14 protein-coding genes and 2 pseudogenes are annotated in these 18,139 nt (G+C 62.2%); 9 read left to right on the top strand and 7 right to left on the bottom strand.

All coding sequences use genetic code 11. From position 1 onward, the window contains the following. Window positions 1–33: 33 nt before the first annotated feature. The 3 genes and pseudogenes from AMYHA_RS22830 to AMYHA_RS28460 all read left to right on the top strand — a co-directional run bounded on the left by AMYHA_RS22830 (window position 34) and on the right by AMYHA_RS28460 (window position 2,070). Window positions 34–240, top strand: coding sequence for a hypothetical protein (locus AMYHA_RS22830; RefSeq protein WP_034274448.1), 207 nt, complete (start codon window positions 34–36; stop codon window positions 238–240). A 784-nt stretch (window positions 241–1,024) separates the two neighbouring features. Next, window positions 1,025–1,351, top strand: a complete 327-nt coding sequence (locus tag AMYHA_RS22825) for a hypothetical protein (RefSeq protein WP_034274446.1) — start codon at window positions 1,025–1,027, stop codon at window positions 1,349–1,351. A gap of 27 nt (window positions 1,352–1,378) precedes the next feature. Continuing rightward, window positions 1,379–2,070 (top strand): annotated as a pseudogene (locus AMYHA_RS28460) (DUF6994 family protein). 625 nt (window positions 2,071–2,695) lie between these two features. Here AMYHA_RS28460 and AMYHA_RS27665 read toward each other — a convergent pair. Continuing rightward, entirely contained in the window at window positions 2,696–2,923 is a 228-nt protein-coding gene (locus AMYHA_RS27665; RefSeq protein ID WP_034274444.1) for a hypothetical protein, read from the bottom strand. Here AMYHA_RS27665 and AMYHA_RS26625 point away from each other — a divergent pair. Then, a pseudogene (locus AMYHA_RS26625) lies at window positions 2,871–3,041 on the top strand (transposase); the annotation flags it as partial. The gene AMYHA_RS27665 and the pseudogene AMYHA_RS26625 overlap by 53 nt on opposite strands. 21 nt (window positions 3,042–3,062) lie before the next feature. On the opposite strand, the gene dndA reads toward AMYHA_RS26625, so the two are convergent. Then, complete coding sequence (gene dndA, locus AMYHA_RS22805; RefSeq protein WP_034274441.1) at window positions 3,063–4,253, bottom strand: cysteine desulfurase DndA; 1,191 nt, start codon at window positions 4,251–4,253, stop codon at window positions 3,063–3,065. 125 nt (window positions 4,254–4,378) lie between these two features. Here dndA and dndB point away from each other — a divergent pair, with 125 nt between their 5' ends. From dndB to AMYHA_RS22780, 5 genes are read left to right on the top strand one after another with little or no spacing between them, the layout of a single operon-like run. Further along, on the top strand, window positions 4,379–5,530 hold the full coding sequence (gene dndB / locus AMYHA_RS22800; protein ID WP_084037447.1) for a DNA sulfur modification protein DndB: 1,152 nt from the start codon (window positions 4,379–4,381) through the stop codon (window positions 5,528–5,530). Beyond that, on the top strand, window positions 5,527–7,050 hold the full coding sequence (dndC, locus tag AMYHA_RS22795) for a DNA phosphorothioation system sulfurtransferase DndC (protein ID WP_051400212.1): 1,524 nt from the start codon (window positions 5,527–5,529) through the stop codon (window positions 7,048–7,050). Before dndB ends, dndC begins: the two co-directional genes overlap by 4 nt. Then, window positions 7,047–9,044, top strand: coding sequence for a DNA sulfur modification protein DndD (gene dndD / locus AMYHA_RS22790; protein WP_034274438.1), 1,998 nt, complete (start codon window positions 7,047–7,049; stop codon window positions 9,042–9,044). Before dndC ends, dndD begins: the two co-directional genes overlap by 4 nt. A gap of 10 nt (window positions 9,045–9,054) precedes the next feature. Next, on the top strand, window positions 9,055–9,453 hold the full coding sequence (dndE, locus tag AMYHA_RS22785; protein WP_034274436.1) for a DNA sulfur modification protein DndE: 399 nt from the start codon (window positions 9,055–9,057) through the stop codon (window positions 9,451–9,453). Continuing rightward, window positions 9,450–10,865: a DNA phosphorothioation-associated putative methyltransferase gene (locus AMYHA_RS22780; RefSeq protein ID WP_034274433.1), complete on the top strand. Its 1,416-nt coding sequence runs from the start codon at window positions 9,450–9,452 to the stop codon at window positions 10,863–10,865. The genes dndE and AMYHA_RS22780 overlap by 4 nt, the downstream gene beginning before the upstream one ends. 105 nt (window positions 10,866–10,970) lie before the next feature. Here AMYHA_RS22780 and AMYHA_RS22775 read toward each other — a convergent pair whose 3' ends face one another. The 5 genes from AMYHA_RS22775 to AMYHA_RS28245 are packed head-to-tail and all read right to left on the bottom strand — an operon-like array spanning window position 10,971 to window position 18,038. Continuing rightward, entirely contained in the window at window positions 10,971–11,441 is a 471-nt protein-coding gene (locus AMYHA_RS22775) for a hypothetical protein (protein WP_034274430.1), read from the bottom strand. Further along, entirely contained in the window at window positions 11,438–13,495 is a 2,058-nt protein-coding gene (locus tag AMYHA_RS22770; RefSeq protein ID WP_034274428.1) for an AAA family ATPase, read from the bottom strand. The genes AMYHA_RS22775 and AMYHA_RS22770 overlap by 4 nt, the downstream gene beginning before the upstream one ends. Then, a complete protein-coding gene (locus AMYHA_RS27230) occupies window positions 13,492–13,656 on the bottom strand; it encodes a hypothetical protein (RefSeq protein WP_157362341.1) in 165 nt (54 codons plus the stop codon). Before AMYHA_RS27230 ends, AMYHA_RS22770 begins: the two co-directional genes overlap by 4 nt. Before the next feature lie 42 nt (window positions 13,657–13,698). Continuing rightward, a complete protein-coding gene (locus AMYHA_RS22765; protein ID WP_034274426.1) occupies window positions 13,699–15,831 on the bottom strand; it encodes a DEAD/DEAH box helicase family protein in 2,133 nt (710 codons plus the stop codon). Beyond that, window positions 15,828–18,038 carry a sigma factor-like helix-turn-helix DNA-binding protein gene (locus tag AMYHA_RS28245; protein WP_034274424.1) on the bottom strand — a complete coding sequence of 737 codons (2,211 nt, stop codon included), beginning with the start codon at window positions 18,036–18,038 and terminating at the stop codon, window positions 15,828–15,830. The genes AMYHA_RS22765 and AMYHA_RS28245 overlap by 4 nt, the downstream gene beginning before the upstream one ends. Window positions 18,039–18,139: the final 101 nt, after the last annotated feature.

Here is an 18,139-nt window from a genome sequence, read left to right as displayed (position 1 = left end):
TTACGACCCGTGACGCCGTTTCCAAGCAGGTGGATGATCGCTGACGGCATTCCGGAGACTGCGCAGGCGGTGCGCTCGGGGCATCACATTGATGATCGGGTCGCGGAGATCTACAGCCATGTTGCGCCCGAGGTGGAAGGGCGACTGTTGCGCTCGCTCGAACGGCGTTGGAGGCAGGCTGTGCGATCGGTATCGCGCGGCGGTGGGCAGACGCGAACGCCCTGGTGGCAGATCGCTTGATTTGTCGTCGAGCGCACACCACTGCGTCGCACTGCGGTGCACGCACCCAAACTGGCAGTTCGGTTCGGGTTTACGGGGTTCGTTCAGCAAGATCGAGTCCTCCAGGAACAGCCCACCTAGCGACCAGAGATGATCACCGAAGATCAATACCGCGCACACAAAGACCCTCTGATCTGCGACGGCGTCGTGATCAGAGGGTTTTGCTCGGAGTGGGCCTAATGGGAGCTACTGGGGCAGCCGCAAGGCAGACTCCGGTCCGGTAGCGGCCAGTGGGTGAGCACTAACGTGTCAGCATGCGAACCGCTCCGTGCTCGTCTCAGGACCCGAGATGACGGTTCGCGCAGTGGTCGAGTATAGGCGCTGACCTGCGGGATCAAGGGCATTCGAAGGTGATGCGTTGCCCCTGAGAGGGCTCGAATCCACACAATTGGGGACGATGCTCGGTGAGGTCATGGTCGAGGTAGCGATCGTCGGCTACGCCGAGCTCGCGCAGTCAATGGCGCTTGGGCGGTCCGGTCTTGTTCGTCGGCGACGGCGCGGGGGTACTCGATTAAGGCCCCGGACATCACCGAGTGCGCATCGGATAAGCACGCCTCGGTGAGACACTTTGCGTACAGCCCATCTAAGACGCTATCGCCCGTGGTAGCGGCCAACCGCGCTGGGCCGAGTCGGTGTCCGTTTTGGGTTCCCTTTTCGTTCAGGGCGTTGCTTCGAGGTATCGGGTGAGCATGGCGACCAGCTGCTCCGGCATGCTGGGCCAAGCGCGAGTGGAAGGGCATCAACCGTGACCGACGAGCGAGACCTGATTGAGTATGAGGCCCCACGGATCCTCGGCGAGATCTTCCCCTCCCGGATGACCGCCGGCTCGGACCAGCGTAAGTGCTCGGAGTGCGGGACGGTCTTGCCAGCTGACCAGCTGACCGTCATCAAGCACCGGCACGCCGGCCAGCCGAAGGGACATCTGCGCATCTACTGCCCCGAGCATCTCGCCACGGCAAAGGAGTGGACCGAGGGCGGCTCGACGGGTCGAAGCGGCAAACTGGGGCCGATCTGCCCCAACTGCTTCACGGCCGTCCCTCTCGGTACCGGAGTTTGCGACATGTGCGGCTAGAAAGGTCGCTCGCGCCTGAGGGGTCACGTGATCGAGACAAGGTACGACTTCCAGACTGATACGCCTGCAGGCAGGGACCCCGACAGCTATAGCGACACGCTGCACCGCTACCACCGGGCCCTCTGGAGCAAGGAGCTTCCGGACGGGACACGCTTCGACCTCGAGGACGGCAGGCCGGAGAACTACCTCGTCCACAGCTCGCACCGGGGCAGTTCTGGCTCAGCAGTGACGCCGTCGTCCCCTCGTTCCCTCACAAGGCGGCGGCCATTGTCGCAATGCTCGATGAAGGCGAACACGAGGCGTTCTGGAACCTCGGCTACACGATCGGAGGCATGATGATCTGGCCCGGCAACAGGATCGACAACAAACAGACCATCAACGCCGCTCGCGGTTTCCACCCTCGGATCGCCGATCGCTTCGATCTGACGGTCGAGTGCATCCGCCGTCACTTCGCACGCGAGAGGAGCCCGCTCAGCGACGTCCTCGCGAGGTACGATGACTTCTTCGCTCTGTTCGCGACGTTCGGTGGGTTCATCGATTTCTTCCTTCTCCAGGATCTGCTCGATGGAGAGCGGGTTCGCTTCGCGATACCGTTCAACAACTTCGCCATGCCTTCAGTGCCACAGGATTTGGCGACCTATCGCCGCTACATGGAACTCAGCATGGAGTTCATCCGCGCGCGGAACGCCCGCATTGCGGCCTACGCGCAAACAAACTGAGAGGGCAGCCCCTGGCCATGGGGGCCAGGACCTGATGTTCGCGAGACGGCCTGTGCGGGCTCAACCGTGCGCCGCGAACGCCCGTGCAGCTGCCAGCACCTCGGCCGGGTCTCCCTCCCGGAGGGAGATCCAGCGGGGCTCTGTTCGTCGAGCTCATGGTTCATACCCTTGAACCACACCTGGATCACCGCGTGAGAGTCCAGCGGTTCGAGGATGTCGAGGATCTCGGACGCCGTCCGCAGTCGGTAGAGGGACCACCGCCTTGGAGCAACTTGCGCAGTCGCCCAAGCCTGTACCTCGGCGCTGCCTTCTCGCGCCGCGATGACGGCGACCAACCAGTCGCCGAGAGCAGCTCGGAGGCGCGTGACCACGCGAATCTCGTTGTGGTCAGTCATCGCTCTCCTCCCCCGGCGAGAGTCTCGCCGAGGTGTGTCGGAACCTCGAACAACTCCACCAAGAGCGGCACCAGGCTCTGGATCGCCGCCAGCTCCTGCTCTTCGGTCAGGTCACAAGAACCCCGAGTAGCACTATGCGGCCAGAACCGTATGCACAGTGCCAGCCACCGGATCCGAGCCGGTCACTCCGATCTCGAAAACACCGCCGGTCAGAAGCGTGCCCGCAATGATCACCGCAGGATCACCAGGAACCGGCGACTGAGCGGCTCGCGGTCAATGACTACCGCCAGCAGCGGCACCATCACGACCTGCGTGTTGACCAACACGGCGGACAAGCCCACACCGACCTGATAGATCGCCTGCGTCCACAACAGGGCCTCGGCGGCGAACAGGGCGCCGGCTAGATTCCTCGTCCTACCCCGCCGCTGGGTCGTCGAGAGAACCTTCGGATGGATCACCAAACACCGCCGCTGCGTCCGCGACTACGAAACCCTGCCCGAACACCACGAAGCCGTGATCCACATCGCCATGATCATGACCATGTCCCGCAGACTCGCCCGCACCGGCAACCAGTGAACTCGGTTTCCAGACGTGCTCTTAGCGAATGGCGTGAATCCGTGACCGCACCTCGTCCCAGTCAACGGGTGGTGTCAGGTGGCTCCATGACAGCCGGAGGGCACCTTGGATCTGCTCGTCAGGTAGCTGCATTGCTTTGAGGACGTGGCTGGGCTCGTATCGCTGTGACGTGCAGGCTGAGCCGTTGGAGATCGCGAGTAGCCCTTTGAGCGCGAGCATGACGGCTTCGGAGTCGAGGTCGGGGATGGATACATTGATGGCGTGGGGGACGGTGCGGTCGGCGTCGCCATGGATGGTTGCGTTCAGCGACTCCAATGTTGCGAGTACGTCTCGCTTGAACAGCGTGCAAGCTTCTGCTCGATCTGTGTTCTCGTCGTTGGCAAGCTGTGCTGCGGTACCGAGTCCGGCGATGAGCGCCACTGGCAGTGTGCCGGGGCGGAGTCCTCGTTCTTGGCCTCCGCCGTAGAGGAGAGGAGTTAGAGGGGGGCGTTTGTAGCCGCGGCGGCGGGTGAGAAGGGCGCCGATGCCTTTGGGTCCGTAGATCTTGTGGCCCGAGATGCTGGCCAAGTCGATTCGTGGGCTTTGCAGGGGGGCGATGTCCTTGCCGAATCCTTGCGCAGCGTCCACGTGGAGGTAGGCATCGTGATCGGCGAGGATGGCTGCGATTTCCTCGATGGGCTGGCGGATGCCGGTCTCGTTGTTGACCTGCATGATCGATACAGCCAGCGTGTCGGGGCGGAGGGCCGCTTGGATGGCGTCCGGGTCGACCCATCCGCCCTGGGTCGGCGGTACGAGTGTGACATCGAAGCCGCGTTCGCTGAGTGTCTCCAGAGGTTCGAGGACCGCCTTGTGTTCGATCTGGGTGCTAATGATGTGGCGGCGGTTGATCTTCTCGCCGTGCGGGGCGAGGCCCAGGAGCGCTAGATTGTTGCTCTCTGTCGCGCCACTGGTGAAGACGATTTCGTCGGGGGTCGATGCGACGATGCTGGCGACTTGCTCGCGGGCGCGGATCACGCGGTCCTTCGCTTGTTGTCCGTAGTCGTGGGTTCGGCTGCCGGCGTTGCCGAATTCCTGGGCGAAGTAGTGGTGGACCTCGGTCAGCACGCGTTCGTCGAGTGGGGCAGTGGCGTTGCAGTCCAGGTAGACCGCACGGCGGGTGCCACTGGGCTGGCGGTCGGCGGTCAGGCGTGTCGACTGGGTTGGTGCGGTCATGCCACGGTAGTGTACGCGTTGTAGGGTTGGCCCGTACGGACCCGCTAGCAGGCGTGTACGTTAAATTTTTCCATACGTACGCTTAAATGCTTGACATGTCGCCGGAGGGGAGGGAAGACGTCAGCATGACGACCACACAGGTGCAAGAGTCGACCTCAGATGCCGCGCCGGCGGCGCGTCGAGCTCCGGCTTATGAGTACTCCTTCCCGGCGATTCGAGGCGTCCAGGCGCGGCGCGAGTTCTACGTGACGATGTTCCCGCTGCGCCTGATACCCAGGTTGTTCCTGTTCGATGAGGAAGAGCTACAGCCGACGCTGCGCGCACAGCGCACCCTGAATCGGGCACGGGTCCCCGAGATCGCCCGCTACATCCTGGACAACCCGGATGGCTACGTGTTCTCTGCGCTTACCGCTTCGGTGGACGCCGAGATCCACTTCGAGGCGCTCGCAACTGAGGGACCAGAGGGTCGCATCGGGCTGCTCACGATCCCGATGTCCGCACGGTTCGTGATCAACGATGGCCAGCATCGGCGAGCGGCAATCGAGCAAGCACTGCGGGAGAACCCTGAGATCGGAGACGAGAGCATCCCGGTGGTGCTGTTCCTCGACGTGGGGTTGGAGCGTTGCCAGCAGATGTTCACCGACCTCAATCGGTATGCGATCCGTCCAGCCCGATCTCTGACGATCCTGTACGACCAGCGGGAAGACGCTGCGCAGATCGCGCGGTTGGTTGTCTATCGATCGCCGCGGTGGCAGAACCTCGTTGAGATGGAGAAGAGTAACCTATCACCGCGGTCGCGGAAACTCTTCACGCTGTCGGCGCTATATACGGCGACCAAGACATTGCTGGAAGGGCTCGATGGGTTGGAGTCCGAAGAAGCGGCTGACATCGCCATCGCGTACTGGAATGCGGTCTTCGATCTGTTTCCCGAGTGGCAGCAGGTGTATGACCGGAAGGTGACCGCCGGCGACATACGGCGGGACTTCCTGCACAGCCACGGCATCGTCCTGCATGCACTCGGCCGGACTGGTAATACCCTCCTTCGAGAGAGCCGCAAACCGCGGGACTGGTTGAAGTCCCTGGCTGGCTTGAAGGAGATCGACTGGTCGCGATCGAACACCGCTCTGTGGGAAGGTCGCGCCCTGATTGGCGGCCGTGTATCGAAGTCCAGCACAAATGTGGTGTTGACGACGAACGTCATTCGGCACGCGCTTGGGATGTCCCTCGGGCCCGAAGAGCAACGAATCGAAGACGCGTACATGCGAGGAGACACATGACAGCCACCAAGCCCGCGAGAAACTCGGCGTTCGCCGAGGACGGCTTCGCCGCCACACTGGATCGCCTCACGCGGGAGGTCCAGGAGCTCTATCTGGCCGACAAGATTCCCTGGGTCGTCGGCTACAGCGGCGGCAAGGACTCGACCGCCACGCTGCAACTTGTGTGGATGGCGCTACAGGGCCTCGATGAAGAGCAGCTGATCAAACCGGTTCATGTGATTTCCACCGACACACTCGTCGAGAATCCCGTTGTCGCCGCCTGGGTCACGCACTCGCTTGAAGAACTTGGCAAGACAGCTCACGAACAGAAGCTACCGATTAAGCCCCATCGCCTCACACCGAAGGTGTCAGACACCTTCTGGGTCAACCTCATCGGACGTGGCTATCCGGCACCCCGTCCGAAGTTCCGGTGGTGCACCGAGCGGTTGAAGATCAAGCCATCGAACCACTTCATTCGTCGTGTCGTGCGCAAGCACGGCGAAGCCATCTTGGTGCTGGGCACGCGCAAGGCCGAGAGTTCTGGTCGCTCCCGCCGCATGTCGTCCTTGGAAGGTAAGCGGGTGCGCGACCGGCTGAGTCCGAACGCCAGCCTGCCCAACTCACTGGTCTACTCACCCATCGAGGACTGGACCAACGACGATGTCTGGTTGTTCCTGATGCAACGTCCCAACCCGTGGGGTTACTCCAACAAGGAACTGCTCACGATGTATCAGGGCGCTTCGTCCGACGGTGAATGCCCGCTAGTGGTAGACACCAGTACGCCCAGCTGCGGGGACAGCCGATTCGGCTGCTGGGTCTGCACGCTCGTCGAGAAGGATAAGTCGATGTCGGCGATGATCCAGAACGACGAGGAGAAGGAATGGATGCTGCCACTGCTGGAGTTGCGCAACGAGCTCGACAACTTCCGTGACAAGGAGCAGCGCGACTTCCGCCGAATGAACGGCACCGTGCAGCTATTCCACGACGAACCGATCCATGGCCCCTATAAGCAGCAATGGCGTGAGCGCTGGTTGACCAAGCTCCTTGAAGCGCAACAGTGGATCCGCGAGAACGGCCCCACCAACGTGGGTCGGATTGACCTCATCACTCTTGAGGAGTTGGAAGAAATCCGGCGCATCTGGGTCGTGGAGAAGCACGAGTTCGAGGATAATCTGCCGGGGATCTATGAGCGTGCATTGGGCGAGCCCTATCCTGGTAAGCCGATAGACAACCACCTGCCGTTGGGTGCGCAAGACGTAGAACTCCTGCGGGAGCTAGCGGGTGGCGACACGCTCCACTTTGAACTCGTCCGCGAACTGCTCGACGTTGAACAGCGCCACCGCGCCATGACACGCCGCGCTGGGCTGTTCGACGCACTTGAGCGCTCACTCCGTCGCGGCTTCTACACCGATGCCGACGACGCCGCCGCTCGTGTTCGCTCTCGCCAAGAAGCCCCCAGCAAGCTCGCGCGTGAGCTGGAAATGGATCTGGACCTTGAATACGCGCGCGCTACAACCACTGAGGGCGAAGACACCACATGATTCTTGACGAACTAGTTCTCCACAACGTTGGCGTCTTCGGCGGACGCCACGCTTTCGCTCTCACTCCACCCGACCGGAGCAAACCCGTTGTGCTTGTCGGAGCGCTCAACGGCGCCGGCAAGACCACATTCATGGACGCGCTCCACCTAGCACTGTTCGGACCCCTGGCCCGAACAGCCGCTCGCCGCAACAGCAGCTACCAGGCTTACCTGCGACGGCTCATCCACCAGGGCGCTCCGCCCAGCGAAGGTGCTGCCGTGGAGTTGGCATTCCACGTCTACCAGGAAGGCACTCAGCGCAACTACCGGATCGTACGCTCCTGGAGAGAGTCCCGATCATCTGTGCGCGAGCAACTTGACGTCATCGTTGACGGTGCCCGGGACAGCTCGTTGTCTGACCGGTGGGGCGAGCGCGTCGAAGCCTTTATTCCTCGCGGTGTAGCCGAGCTGTTCTTCTTCGACGGGGAGAAGATCGAAACACTCGCCGAGCTAGACAATGCCAGAGACACGCTGCGCGCAGCCATCGGATCGCTTCTCGGGCTTGACCTGGTCGACCGGCTGTCTACCGACCTCACGGTCTTGGAACGCAACCACCGCGCCAACCAAGCCCCACCGGCAGTTCAGAAGCTGCTGGACGGCGCGAAGCGCCGTGTGGACGAGGCTCGTAGCACCGAAACCCAAGCGAAACAGCAGGCCGCTGCCGCGCGCACCCAAGCGGACCGGGCCGAACACAAGCTCCAGACGGTCGAGGATCAATACCGACTCGAAGGCGGCCAGCTACTCGAACAACGCAACGAATTGGAAACCAGGCGGCAGCACCTGGCCAAGACACTTGACGAAACCAACAACCAGCTCATCGACATCGCATCAGGGGAGGCACCACTGCTCCTCGTCCGCGATCAGCTCGCCAAAGTCTCCGAGCACGCGACTCACGAGATCGCCGCACAGCGACATCAACTTGTGGCCGACGTCCTTGACGAGCGTGATGCCCAGATAGTCGCTACGCTGCGCGATCGTCGTGTCAAGAAGCAAACGGTCGACGACCTCGAACAGTTTCTTGCCAACGAACGCGAACAACGCGCCACAGCTAGCCACGTCGAGCAAATCACCGAGCTCGACGCCGACGCAGCCGCCGAACTCCGACGGCTGCTAGAGCACGAGCTGGACAACACGGCCAACCACATCGCTCGCACAATCGACGAACGCGCCGCACGCATCAATGAACTAGAGGACGTCACCCGCACCCTGGCAGCAGTCCCGAACGAGCGAGCGCTGGAAGATCTCCGGGACGCCCGCGATGCCGCCATCACCGAACTCACCGATGCAAGGATGAACGCCGAGCGGGCCGAGGCTGCGGTCGCTGATGCGGAACGAAGCACCGCCGAAGCGCAGCGGCGAGTCCACAACCTGCTCGAGAAGGCAGCTGAAGAAATCGCGGAGTATGACGACACCAACCGCATCATCGATCACGCTGAACGTGTCCGGGGCACCCTCAGCGCACTGCGCACGGAGGCTACCCGGCGCAACCTCAGCCGCATCCAGGGTCTCGTCACCGAGTCGCTTGGGCGACTTCTACGCAAGGACCGACTAATCACCGACCTACAGATCGACCCCGAGACGTTTGACGTCTCCCTGCACGGCCGAACTGGTGACACGATCCTTCCGCAACAGCTATCGGCCGGTGAACGGCAACTGCTGGCGGTGTCACTGCTCTGGGGCCTTGGCCAAGCGTCTGGGAAACCGTTGCCGGTGGTGATCGACACCCCGCTCGGCCGGCTTGATAGCGCCCATCGGCGACACCTCATCAGCCGATACTTCCCGCAAGCAAGCCATCAAGTGATCTTGCTGTCTACTGACCAAGAAATCGACCGCAACGCCTGGGAAGCCCTTCACCAGTACGTCGGCCACGCCTATTGCCTCGAATACGATGCCGACAGCGGCAGCACCACAGCTGAGGCCGGCTACTTTTGGCCCGCACCTACCACTCGGAACTAGGACATCAGCCATGGCGCTCGAGACCATCCGACTCAGCCAACAAGCCCGCGACCAACTCGTCACCCTCAAGCGACGCACCGGAATCGCCCACTGGAACGTGCTCTGCCGATGGGCGTTCTGCCGTTCACTCGCCGAACCTGCACCGCCGCCCGCCGCGAGGATCCCTACCGACAGCACGGTCGAAATGACCTGGCGCACGTTCGCCGGCGAGCATCGACACGTGTACTGGGCGCTGCTTCGGCATCGATGCCACGCCGACGGCCTCTCGCTGGACGACACCACGCTTGCTCAGCAGTTCCGTCTGCACCTCCATCGCGGCATCGGCTACCTTGCCGGCGACACGAATCTCCGCGACATCACCGACCTCGTCGCCACCACCATGGAACAGGGCGACGCCGACGCCGCGTGATCTCCCCGATACCGCGGCATCGGACAGCTCTGAGCCGCGCAGCGCTCTCGCGACCTATCGCGACCGTCCTCAACGACGGTCTGCTCACCTCGGAAAACACACTGTTCGACTACGGTTGTGGTCGCGGCGACGACCTCCTCCGGCTCGAGGCCCTGGGCATCACCTGCGCCGGCTGGGATCCGACTCACCGTCCGGACGAAGAACCGGCCGCCTCCGACGTAGTAAACCTCGGCTACGTCCTGAACGTCATTGAGAACGCCAGCGAACGCGTCGAGGCCCTCCGCCGAGCGTGGCATGTCACGCGCGAACTCCTTGTCGTGTCCGCCCGGCTCACGTGGGACGCTCGCGGACTACGAGGACGGCCCCGTGGTGACGGCATAATAACGAGTACCGGCACCTTCCAGAAGTTCTATACCCAGGATGAACTACGCACCTGGATCGAAGCCACCATCGACGGGGCCACGGTCCCCGCTGCCCCCGGCATCATCTACGTATTCCGAGACCCTGCCCACGCACACGAACTACTCGCCAACCGCGTACGGCGAAGCATCGCACCTCCCGAGCCATGGATCTGCGAACGGCTTTACGAGCAGCATCACCACACACTCGAGCCTCTCGTCGACTTCCTCACGAATCGCGGACGCCTGCCACGAGGCACCGAACTACCTTCAGCCGAATCGTTGCGGCGCAAGTTCGGCAGCCTTGCCCGCGCGTTCAGCATCATCTCCACCGTCACTGGCACCGAACACTGGGAACGTCTCCGTAAACGGCACGCTGCAGATGTGCTCGGCTACCTCGCACTCGCTCGCTTTGATGGCCGCCCCCGGTTCAGCCACCTCCCCGAGTCCCTCCGGTACGACGTACGCGAGTTCTTCCGCTCGTACAAGGCAGGCTGCGCCGCTGCTGACAAGCTCCTGCTCTCCGCTGGCGACGCCGACACCGTCGACCTCGCCACCTGCACCAGCCCCGCCGGCAAGCAAACCCCAAGCGCCCTGTACGTACACACTGACGCTCTCCAACACTTGCCGCCAGTGCTGCGCGTTCTCGACGGGTGCGCGCGAACACTGGTCGGAACCGTGCCCAACACTGACGTCATCAAGCTGCATCGGGACAAACCAATCGTCTCCTACCTCAGCTATCCCGGCTTCGGCGACCGCCCACACCCCACCCTCGCCACCGCGCTCACGGTCAACCTCCGCACGCGGCAAGCCGACCTCCGCGACTATCGCCACTCGCCCAACCCGCCGATACTCCACCGAACCGAAGAGTTTCTCGCCCCCGACGACCCCCGCCGCGACCGGCTTTCCGCTATCACCGATCGAGAGGTCCGTGCCGGTCTATACGAGCACCCGGAACTCATCGGCACCTTGGAGGGATGGCGTTCCGTGTGCGAATCGCGCCGTCGTTCCTAGGCTGGAGGAGGAAGTCATCAGCGCTGCAACGTGCGGTCGCACGCCGTGCGCCCCGCGAAGTTCCTGATGCGTCGAGGTTTTCAGGGGTTTGACGCGTGTTGAGGCTCAGGCCCAGCTTGCGCCGCCGAGCAGTTCATCGACGGATGCCGCACGCGCGCCCCCGGAATCGCTGAGCGCCTCTGAGACCATATCGACCACTACGAGTGCCGCTGGTTGATGTCGGACGTTGACCTGCTCCTGGATGTACTCTAGCCCGCCATTTGCATATTCCTCGAAGATCTTCACGCGTTCTTCGATGCGCCCGGCGTCCATGATTTCCGGATCGTCGCTGATCACGTTGACGGCGATTGCGTTGATCAGTGTCTCGCTGAACGGCGGAACGGTCAGTGTCTCGTAGCGGATTGGGTCGCCCGCCGCTTCAGTGAAGCCGGTGCGGCGAGAGAACCGGAACCCGACTGCTGCGGCGAAGGTCAGGATGTCGCGGAAATAGGGGAAGCCGGCTTCTTGCAGCTCGAGCGTGAGCTGCTCGTGGTGTCGTGGACGGCGAATGCGAACGTCTGCTGTCGCGGTCGTCACTTAATCTCCTTTAGCAGGGAGTAGTCGGTCTCGGAATGGCGGATGTAGGGATATGCCTGACCACGCAGCTCGATGTCTTCGTTCGGTGTGTTGGGCAGGCTTGTGTGGGCTTCGATCGCGCCGAGGTGGCTGACGTACGGGTTGAGTTCGGTTACGACCCTGCCGAGTCCCTGGCTCTTGCTGACAAGCACGACGAGTTGAGGTGCCATCTGGGCTAGCGCCCGGGATACTGCCTCTTGATAGTTGTGATCGAGTGAGCCAAACGCCGCGTCCATCACGATGGGGTACGTGCCTGCCTCCTCGGACGCTTCACCCTCGGCCCGACGCTCCTTTCGAATCTCGCGGGCGAGTTTCGAAACCGCGGCGACGAAACTGAGGCTGAGTATCTGGTTCTCGCCTGTCGACTTGCCTACCGGGAGCTGCACGTCATCGATTTCAGTGTGGAGGGAGAGCTCAAATCCTTCGCTGAGCGTCGGGACGTAGTTCTTGTAAGTAATGCTTTTGTAGATCGACTTTAGTTCGGTGTCGAGACGCTGTCGCATTCGCTCGGATCGAATATCCAGAATCTCTCCCAGCGCTCGCCGGACGTTTTGCACCATGTCGGAGCGTTCGCGTGCCTTAGCGGCTAGGCTGTCGGTAACTTCTGCGTTCTTGCGCTCCCTGTTCTTCTGCTCGATGTCCCTGGTGATTTGTTGCAGGTCAGTGCTCACCACTCCGATACGGCGCTGCTTCTCGCCGTGGCGATTTTCGAGGTCGATGCGCTTGGATTCAAGCGCTTGGACGTCCCCCTGACGGCTGTCGCGTAACCTGCCGTCAAGCTCGGACATTGTCTCTTCGAGGTGCGCGACAAGATTGCGCCGATCGCCGATGCGTTTCATGACCTGACCTAGCGAGTCTCGTAGGTCCGTCCGCGCTGCGGCCATCGGAGCGATCTGTCCGTTCAGTTTCTGCCACGCGGTCTCGACTGCCTGCAGACCTGCGCGCTGGCGCCAATTTGTGACGTTGTCCCACTGAGCGGAGCGTTCAACGAGTGGCGTGCCGCAGATGCAAGCACCATCTTCAAGAAGTTGGTCGACGAACTCGCGCTTGAGTGGTGCCGGTAGCGCACCCTTCTGATACAAGGACTCCGCCATGGTGCCGGCGGATTCGCCAAGCTCCTCGGTGAACGCGAGGAAGCCCCGTGTAGCGATGAGGTTGGCACGTTCCTTGAGGTCGGTCTCCAACGAACGACGGGTCTCGGCAAGCTGCTCGGCAACGTCGTCCCGTTGCCGCTGTATCGGAGCCGCGGCCGCATGCTGGCGGAGCTCCTCGGTTACCATTTCGCGCTCTTCGTGCAGCGTTGCGAGGTCACCTTCCAAGACTTTCAGTTCGTCCCTGAGCGTGGTTTCGCGCTCGTGCAGTTCGTCGATGGTGTGTTGGATCTCGCTCGCTTTCTGGCCGCCATGCTTGCGTATGTCCGCGGTCAGCTTGCGGTCCACCTTGGGGAGATGGGCGAGCGCCCGTTCGACCTGCTCCAGGTCGAGCAGTACCTTAATGTCTTGCTGAACCTCGCTATAGGCACCTTTCTTGACGAGGTTTTCGATGCGTTCACCGTTGAAGAAGAACAGGCGACTGATGCTCCGAGGTAGTATCGTGTGGATCTTCTCTTGGGGCGCATGCACGGTCTCTGACTCCCCATCCGGCTTCGTCGTCCACAGTTGGAGGTCGGGGGAGACCGGTGATTGCTGGTCGGACTCCTTGTGCATGCTGGCCCGTCGGAGGGCGCGGTAGTCCTGACCGTCGTGGTCGAAGACCACCTCGACGCTGACCTCGACTGAACCTCCGATGGGTGTTGAACGCCAGACGCTATCGGTCACTAGCCGTTGCTGCTCCTCAACGTCGTCGGAGAGCGTTCCGTATAGCGCCCAGGTGAAGGCGTTCAGAAACGTGGTCTTGCCGGAACCGTTGGCGCCGAAGAGCAGAGTGACCGGCCTTAACGTGTCCGAGCGCAGGTTGAACCGTTGCTCGCCTTTAAACTGGCGGAAGTTGTTCAGGGTAATCGAGTGCAGCTTCATGGGATAATCTCCTTCACCGCTGCAAGCAGATCATCAGTCGCGTCGTATGCGCTGACGTGGAGTTTGGCGCGTTCGAGCTCTAGCACGCGTTTGAGGAGTGCGCGTTCCGCCTCGTTCAGCTCCTGTACCACCTGCTCCTCGGTGCGGTCTGTGCTAGTCACTTGCTGCTTCCTTCCATCGCGTTCGTATCTCCACCGCTATCACTACAGGTGGGTCAGTTGGAACCTCTGCTTGAGCGGCCGCAATACCTCAAGGGTCGCCTCATAGTTCTCTGACAACTTGCCAAACTCGTTTGCCCTTTCGAGTTCCCGCGCCAGTAGGTTGCGCTCGATCTCAAAGTTGATCGGGGTCCCCGCAGGCGGTACGGCAAGGTAGTCGAGGATCTCTGCGCGCTCCTTGCCCTCAGCCTGTCTCAGTAGTCGTCCACGGCGCTGGATGAACTGGCGTGGATTGCTGCTGCTTGCGAGGAGATAGCCAGTGCGAGCATCGGGAATGTCGACGCCCTCATCGAGGCATCGCATCGCCACGAGCACGCGGAGATCATCGCCGGTTCCGAAACGGCGTAGGAGCATCTTGCGCTGAGAACGAGGAGTCTCGGAGACGTAGGAGTGTGCGGCGAGGTGCAGTTCGTTTCCGACGACGTGCATGACGTCGCGGAGCTGGTTCGGTCCACGCGGTTCGCCGGGCGGCGACGGACGGGTTCCTTCGGCGCAGTAAACAAGCTGGAACCACGAGTCTGAGCGTGTTTCCAGGTCGTCACGCAGTATCGCCAGTTTGCCGTCGGCGTGGCCAAGAACGCCTGCGCGTTGCCGGAGCAGGAAGCCGAGCGGCGACGTGGGATCGGCATTTGTGAGGTCGTCGCCTGCGGCCATGCGGGCTGCGATCTGTGTTGAGAGCTCGACGTAGAAGCTCGTCTCGGCGGCGTTCAGTTCGACCAGCCGTGGCGTGTAGGTGTACCGGCACAGCGCGCCCCGCTGGATGGCATCGCTGAGCGCGAGTTCGAAGACGGTAGGTCCGAAGTAGCTGACCAGGGCATCAGTGCCCTCGTCGTCGAACCAGCGTTCCGGGGTAGCTGACAGTGCCAGTCGGTAGGTGGCGTTTGACGGCAGGGCGGATCGGAACGTAGACGACCCTAGGTTGTGTGCCTCGTCAGCGATCACCATCAGCGGCTGCGAGATCCGCGAGAGTATGGACTGGAATTTTTCTCCGGCGAAGGATGCATTCGTCGCGACGATCGCGACGATGGCGCGTTGGCCGAGCCGCGCCTCGTGGAGCTGCTCTTCAACCAGCGGCAGCCATTTCTGGCTCGACTCGTAGACAGGGATCGGGCGAACGCCGAAGTCTTCCACCTCGACTATCCACTGGTCCACGAGGTGTTGTAGCGGAGCAAGGATGAGGAGGACGAGGGGCTCTTCTCGCTGCCGAAGCACCCGCGCGAGCTGTGCGGCGGCAATCATGGCGGTCTTGGTCTTGCCAGTTCCTGTGGCCATCTTAAGGATGCCGCGACCTCGCTGGCGTAGCCACTCTTCCACCGCTTCGCGCTGGTAACGGCGCACAGTCAGCCATCTCGGGATGACAAGTTGGGTGGGTTCACTCGTAACTATCGGCGCCGGTTCGAGGGCGTCGTCTTGACGCGGCAACGGAGCCTCGCGTTCCTCTCCGAGTTTGATGAGGCGCTCGTGAGCAACATCGGGGAACTCCTCAACACTCAGCTTCGGGGTTTGGTTAGCCCAGAGTTCCTCGAAGTCCTGCTCCAAACGAAGTGCGCGCACACCGTCTCCAGGTACCCACCCGCGGTACACCTCAACTGACTCGAAGTTGGCAGCTAACCCACCTAGAGTTTCGTTACTGCTGCCGGTGAACCCGACGAGATCACCTAAGGAATCTCGGAAGATCCCGAGCTTTTCGTGATAGACGCCGACTCGACCTCCTTGTTCGACAAACGCGAGCTTGATGTCCAGCCGCCCTTTGGCGATGAGGCGCCCCACGACGCCAAGCCCATCCAACACCGGTTCGCGCTCTTCGGCTTCGAGAACTCGCTCGGTCGCCCGCGCGATAACGGCTCGGACGTCGTAACCGCGTTCGATGTCAATGATGTCGTCTTCGTTGAGGTACGGGGAGGCGATCAAGCGCATCGTGCCGCCTCGCTCGGCGAACGATTCAATGCCCCGGGCGAACAGAGCCAAACTGGTTGACGTGAAGTAGCCGACCGCGCGGCTATAACTTGTCGCGACCGAGAATGCCTGCATGTAGAAGCTCTGCACAACATCCTCGCGGTCGCTGCGGTAGCGATCCGCGAAGGGTAGGTGGCGAAGTCCGCTAGGTTCTGATGTCACAACAGGTCCAGGATGTCGTCAACGTTGGCGGTCGGAGTGGTCAGTTCCGTCGGTTCACTGGTCTCCAGATGGTGGCGGACGCTGACCAAGAGGTCTGCGATGTCGCTGTCGCCACGTTCACGGTACTTGCCGATGATGCTGATTGCTGGCGAGTCGGTCGGCATCTTAATGGCAGCAGCGAAAGCCAGACGGGCGCGCTCAGCACCCAGCTCTCGTGGCGCCCCAATCAGGGCCAGAGCGTCCGCCAGTGGGTCCCCGCTCGGCTCGTCGGCGATCTCGACAGAGAAGGTGTTGTCGTCTCTGATCACCAAGAACACGTCGGTGTCCGCAGCTACGTCATCCTTCAGCAGGAAGCGGCGGATCGTCCCGAACGCAGGCTGAGTGCCGCTCCAGTTGACTGACTGTGGACCGAGGTCGGAATCGAGCTGACGCTTGTCGCCGTACTGAAGGTCAAGGATGCTCGCGATGGCCATTGGAGCCATTGAGCCGCTGCCGCGGAGGTGATCATGCGTGACGCGGACACGGTATGCCCACGCGTCGGCCCAGCTGAAGAGGCGGCTGGTGCGTTCAGGAGCCTTCCGAACCTCGCCCGAGCCTTCAGCGACCCGTACGATGCCTTCTCTAGTGTCGAACGGCGGTGCGCTGGCGTAGGTGATGACGCTGCTGGCGGAAACGCTGTACTTGCCAGTGACCCGCTCTACCAGGGCGTCCAGTGTAATCCTGCCGCCGGCCGTTGCCACTTCCCGCCGGATTACTGAGCGTACGCCTGCGTACGCGTCCATGCCCCATTCGGTGAGGGCCCAACGGTCGCGATCCACGCGCTCGAAGCGGTCGTCATTCCCCATAGCGTTCTTCAACGAGCCAGTGCTGCGCTCGAAGGCGAAGCGGTCGACGATTTCCTGCGAGCTCATCGGCGACCCTGTGATAGACAGGATGGATGCTGCATAGTCTCCGACGGACTGCGTCCGGGTAAGAACGTAGGCTCCGTCGACGATGTAGCCACACGTCAACAACCACTTCTTGGTTAGTTCCGCCGCCTGCTCGACCGAACTCGTCTCGACCAGATTGAGCTCATCGAGGCGCACCACGCCGTAGCGATCAGCGCGCTCGCGCAGCTGCGTCGATGTCCAGTCCTGAGCGGCGCTGAGTGTAGGTACGACTCCCCAACCTTCCTCGATCTCGTACGCGTCATCCAGACGATCGATCACCCGCCAGGCTGGCTGACCCACGGTTTTCACGGTTTGGGATAGCGCCGGCATGAGATGCAGCAAATCCGAGAGAGCGCGAACGGTACCGATTAGGTTGCGAGCAGTTGACGCCACCTTGTTGAGCAAACCGTCAGAGATTGCATCCAGCATGGCCGCCCGCGCCTTGCCCTCAATCTGTCGGATCCGCTCACGGGACACGTCGAACTGCTTGCCGAGCTGGTCGAGGGTGGCGGGCTCGTCGGCGAACAGGCGCTGCTCCATGACCTGCAGTGCACGCTCATCCAACGCTTGAAGGGCGTTATCGAGCAGTCCTGCGGCATCCATCTCGATCTCACGCTCGTCGAGAATGTCGTTTGCGGCCAGGTCCCCGAGGCGAATGCGCGCCTTCAGCACGTCGTCGGGGGTTCCGGGCGGCAACGATGAGCCCAGGAGAGGCTCTTCAGGACGTCCAATAGCGGTCTGCCACGCGGCGACCTGGGAGAGGTCGTCAATCAGGGAAACCAGCCACTCCGGCTGGTGGGATTCCTCGCTTGAGAACCCGGCGTGGGCTCGTTCAGGCACAGTCGCATGCGCGATAGCCGGTATGGGGAGGGTCGTTGAGACGTCCGCCAGTGCACGCAGAATAGCGTCGACGGTGCCGACCCCGACCTGCCGCCAGTCGATGATCTCGTCAAGGGTGAGGCCGGTCAGCTGTCCTGCGGTAAGGTAGCCACCTCTCTCTAGGGCGTTCAACGCACGCGTTGGTAGATCGAGGGTGGCGAGTATGAGATCAGCTGGTAAGCCAGGATAGATCTGCCCAACCGTCCACCGTGTGAGCCGGCGCATTGCCAACTCTGAGATCTGTGCGAGCCGCCGCTTCCGTTCGTCGGGCCCGGCGTCGTCGATGGCGCCCTCCCACCACGGCGTTTCAGCCTGCTTGGACGAAGCACCCCGCAGCCACGGGAAGGCATCAAGCCACCTGCGCGGAGGCTGGTCGTTGGATTCAAGATCGTCAGTCATGCGGGCGGCCCCTCACTCGACAACGGTGCAACACCTTTAGCAGTGACCTCCGACAAGTCCCTCGTATCGGTCCTCAGGCTGTTGACCCAGCCGAACGTCGC

The sequence above is a fragment of the Haloechinothrix halophila YIM 93223 genome (genome assembly GCF_000504245.1).
Classification (GTDB): domain Bacteria; phylum Actinomycetota; class Actinomycetes; order Mycobacteriales; family Pseudonocardiaceae; genus Haloechinothrix_A; species Haloechinothrix_A halophila.
This window is presented reverse-complemented; position numbering and strand designations above follow the sequence as displayed.

Bases quoted from the DNA above. Each gene is read 5' to 3' on its own strand.
- dndA (WP_034274441.1), bottom strand. From the start codon at position 4,253: ATGACCGCACCAACCCAGTCGACACGCCTGACCGCCGACCGCCAGCCC.
- dndB (WP_084037447.1), top strand. From the start codon at position 4,379: ATGACGACCACACAGGTGCAAGAGTCGACCTCAGATGCCGCGCCGGCG.
- AMYHA_RS22770 (WP_034274428.1), bottom strand. From the start codon at position 13,495: ATGAAGCTGCACTCGATTACCCTGAACAACTTCCGCCAGTTTAAAGGC.
- dndE (WP_034274436.1), top strand. From the start codon at position 9,055: ATGGCGCTCGAGACCATCCGACTCAGCCAACAAGCCCGCGACCAACTC.
- dndC (WP_051400212.1), top strand. From the start codon at position 5,527: ATGACAGCCACCAAGCCCGCGAGAAACTCGGCGTTCGCCGAGGACGGC.
- AMYHA_RS22830 (WP_034274448.1), top strand. From the start codon at position 34: ATGATCGCTGACGGCATTCCGGAGACTGCGCAGGCGGTGCGCTCGGGG.
- dndD (WP_034274438.1), top strand. From the start codon at position 7,047: ATGATTCTTGACGAACTAGTTCTCCACAACGTTGGCGTCTTCGGCGGA.
- AMYHA_RS28245 (WP_034274424.1), bottom strand. From the start codon at position 18,038: ATGACTGACGATCTTGAATCCAACGACCAGCCTCCGCGCAGGTGGCTT.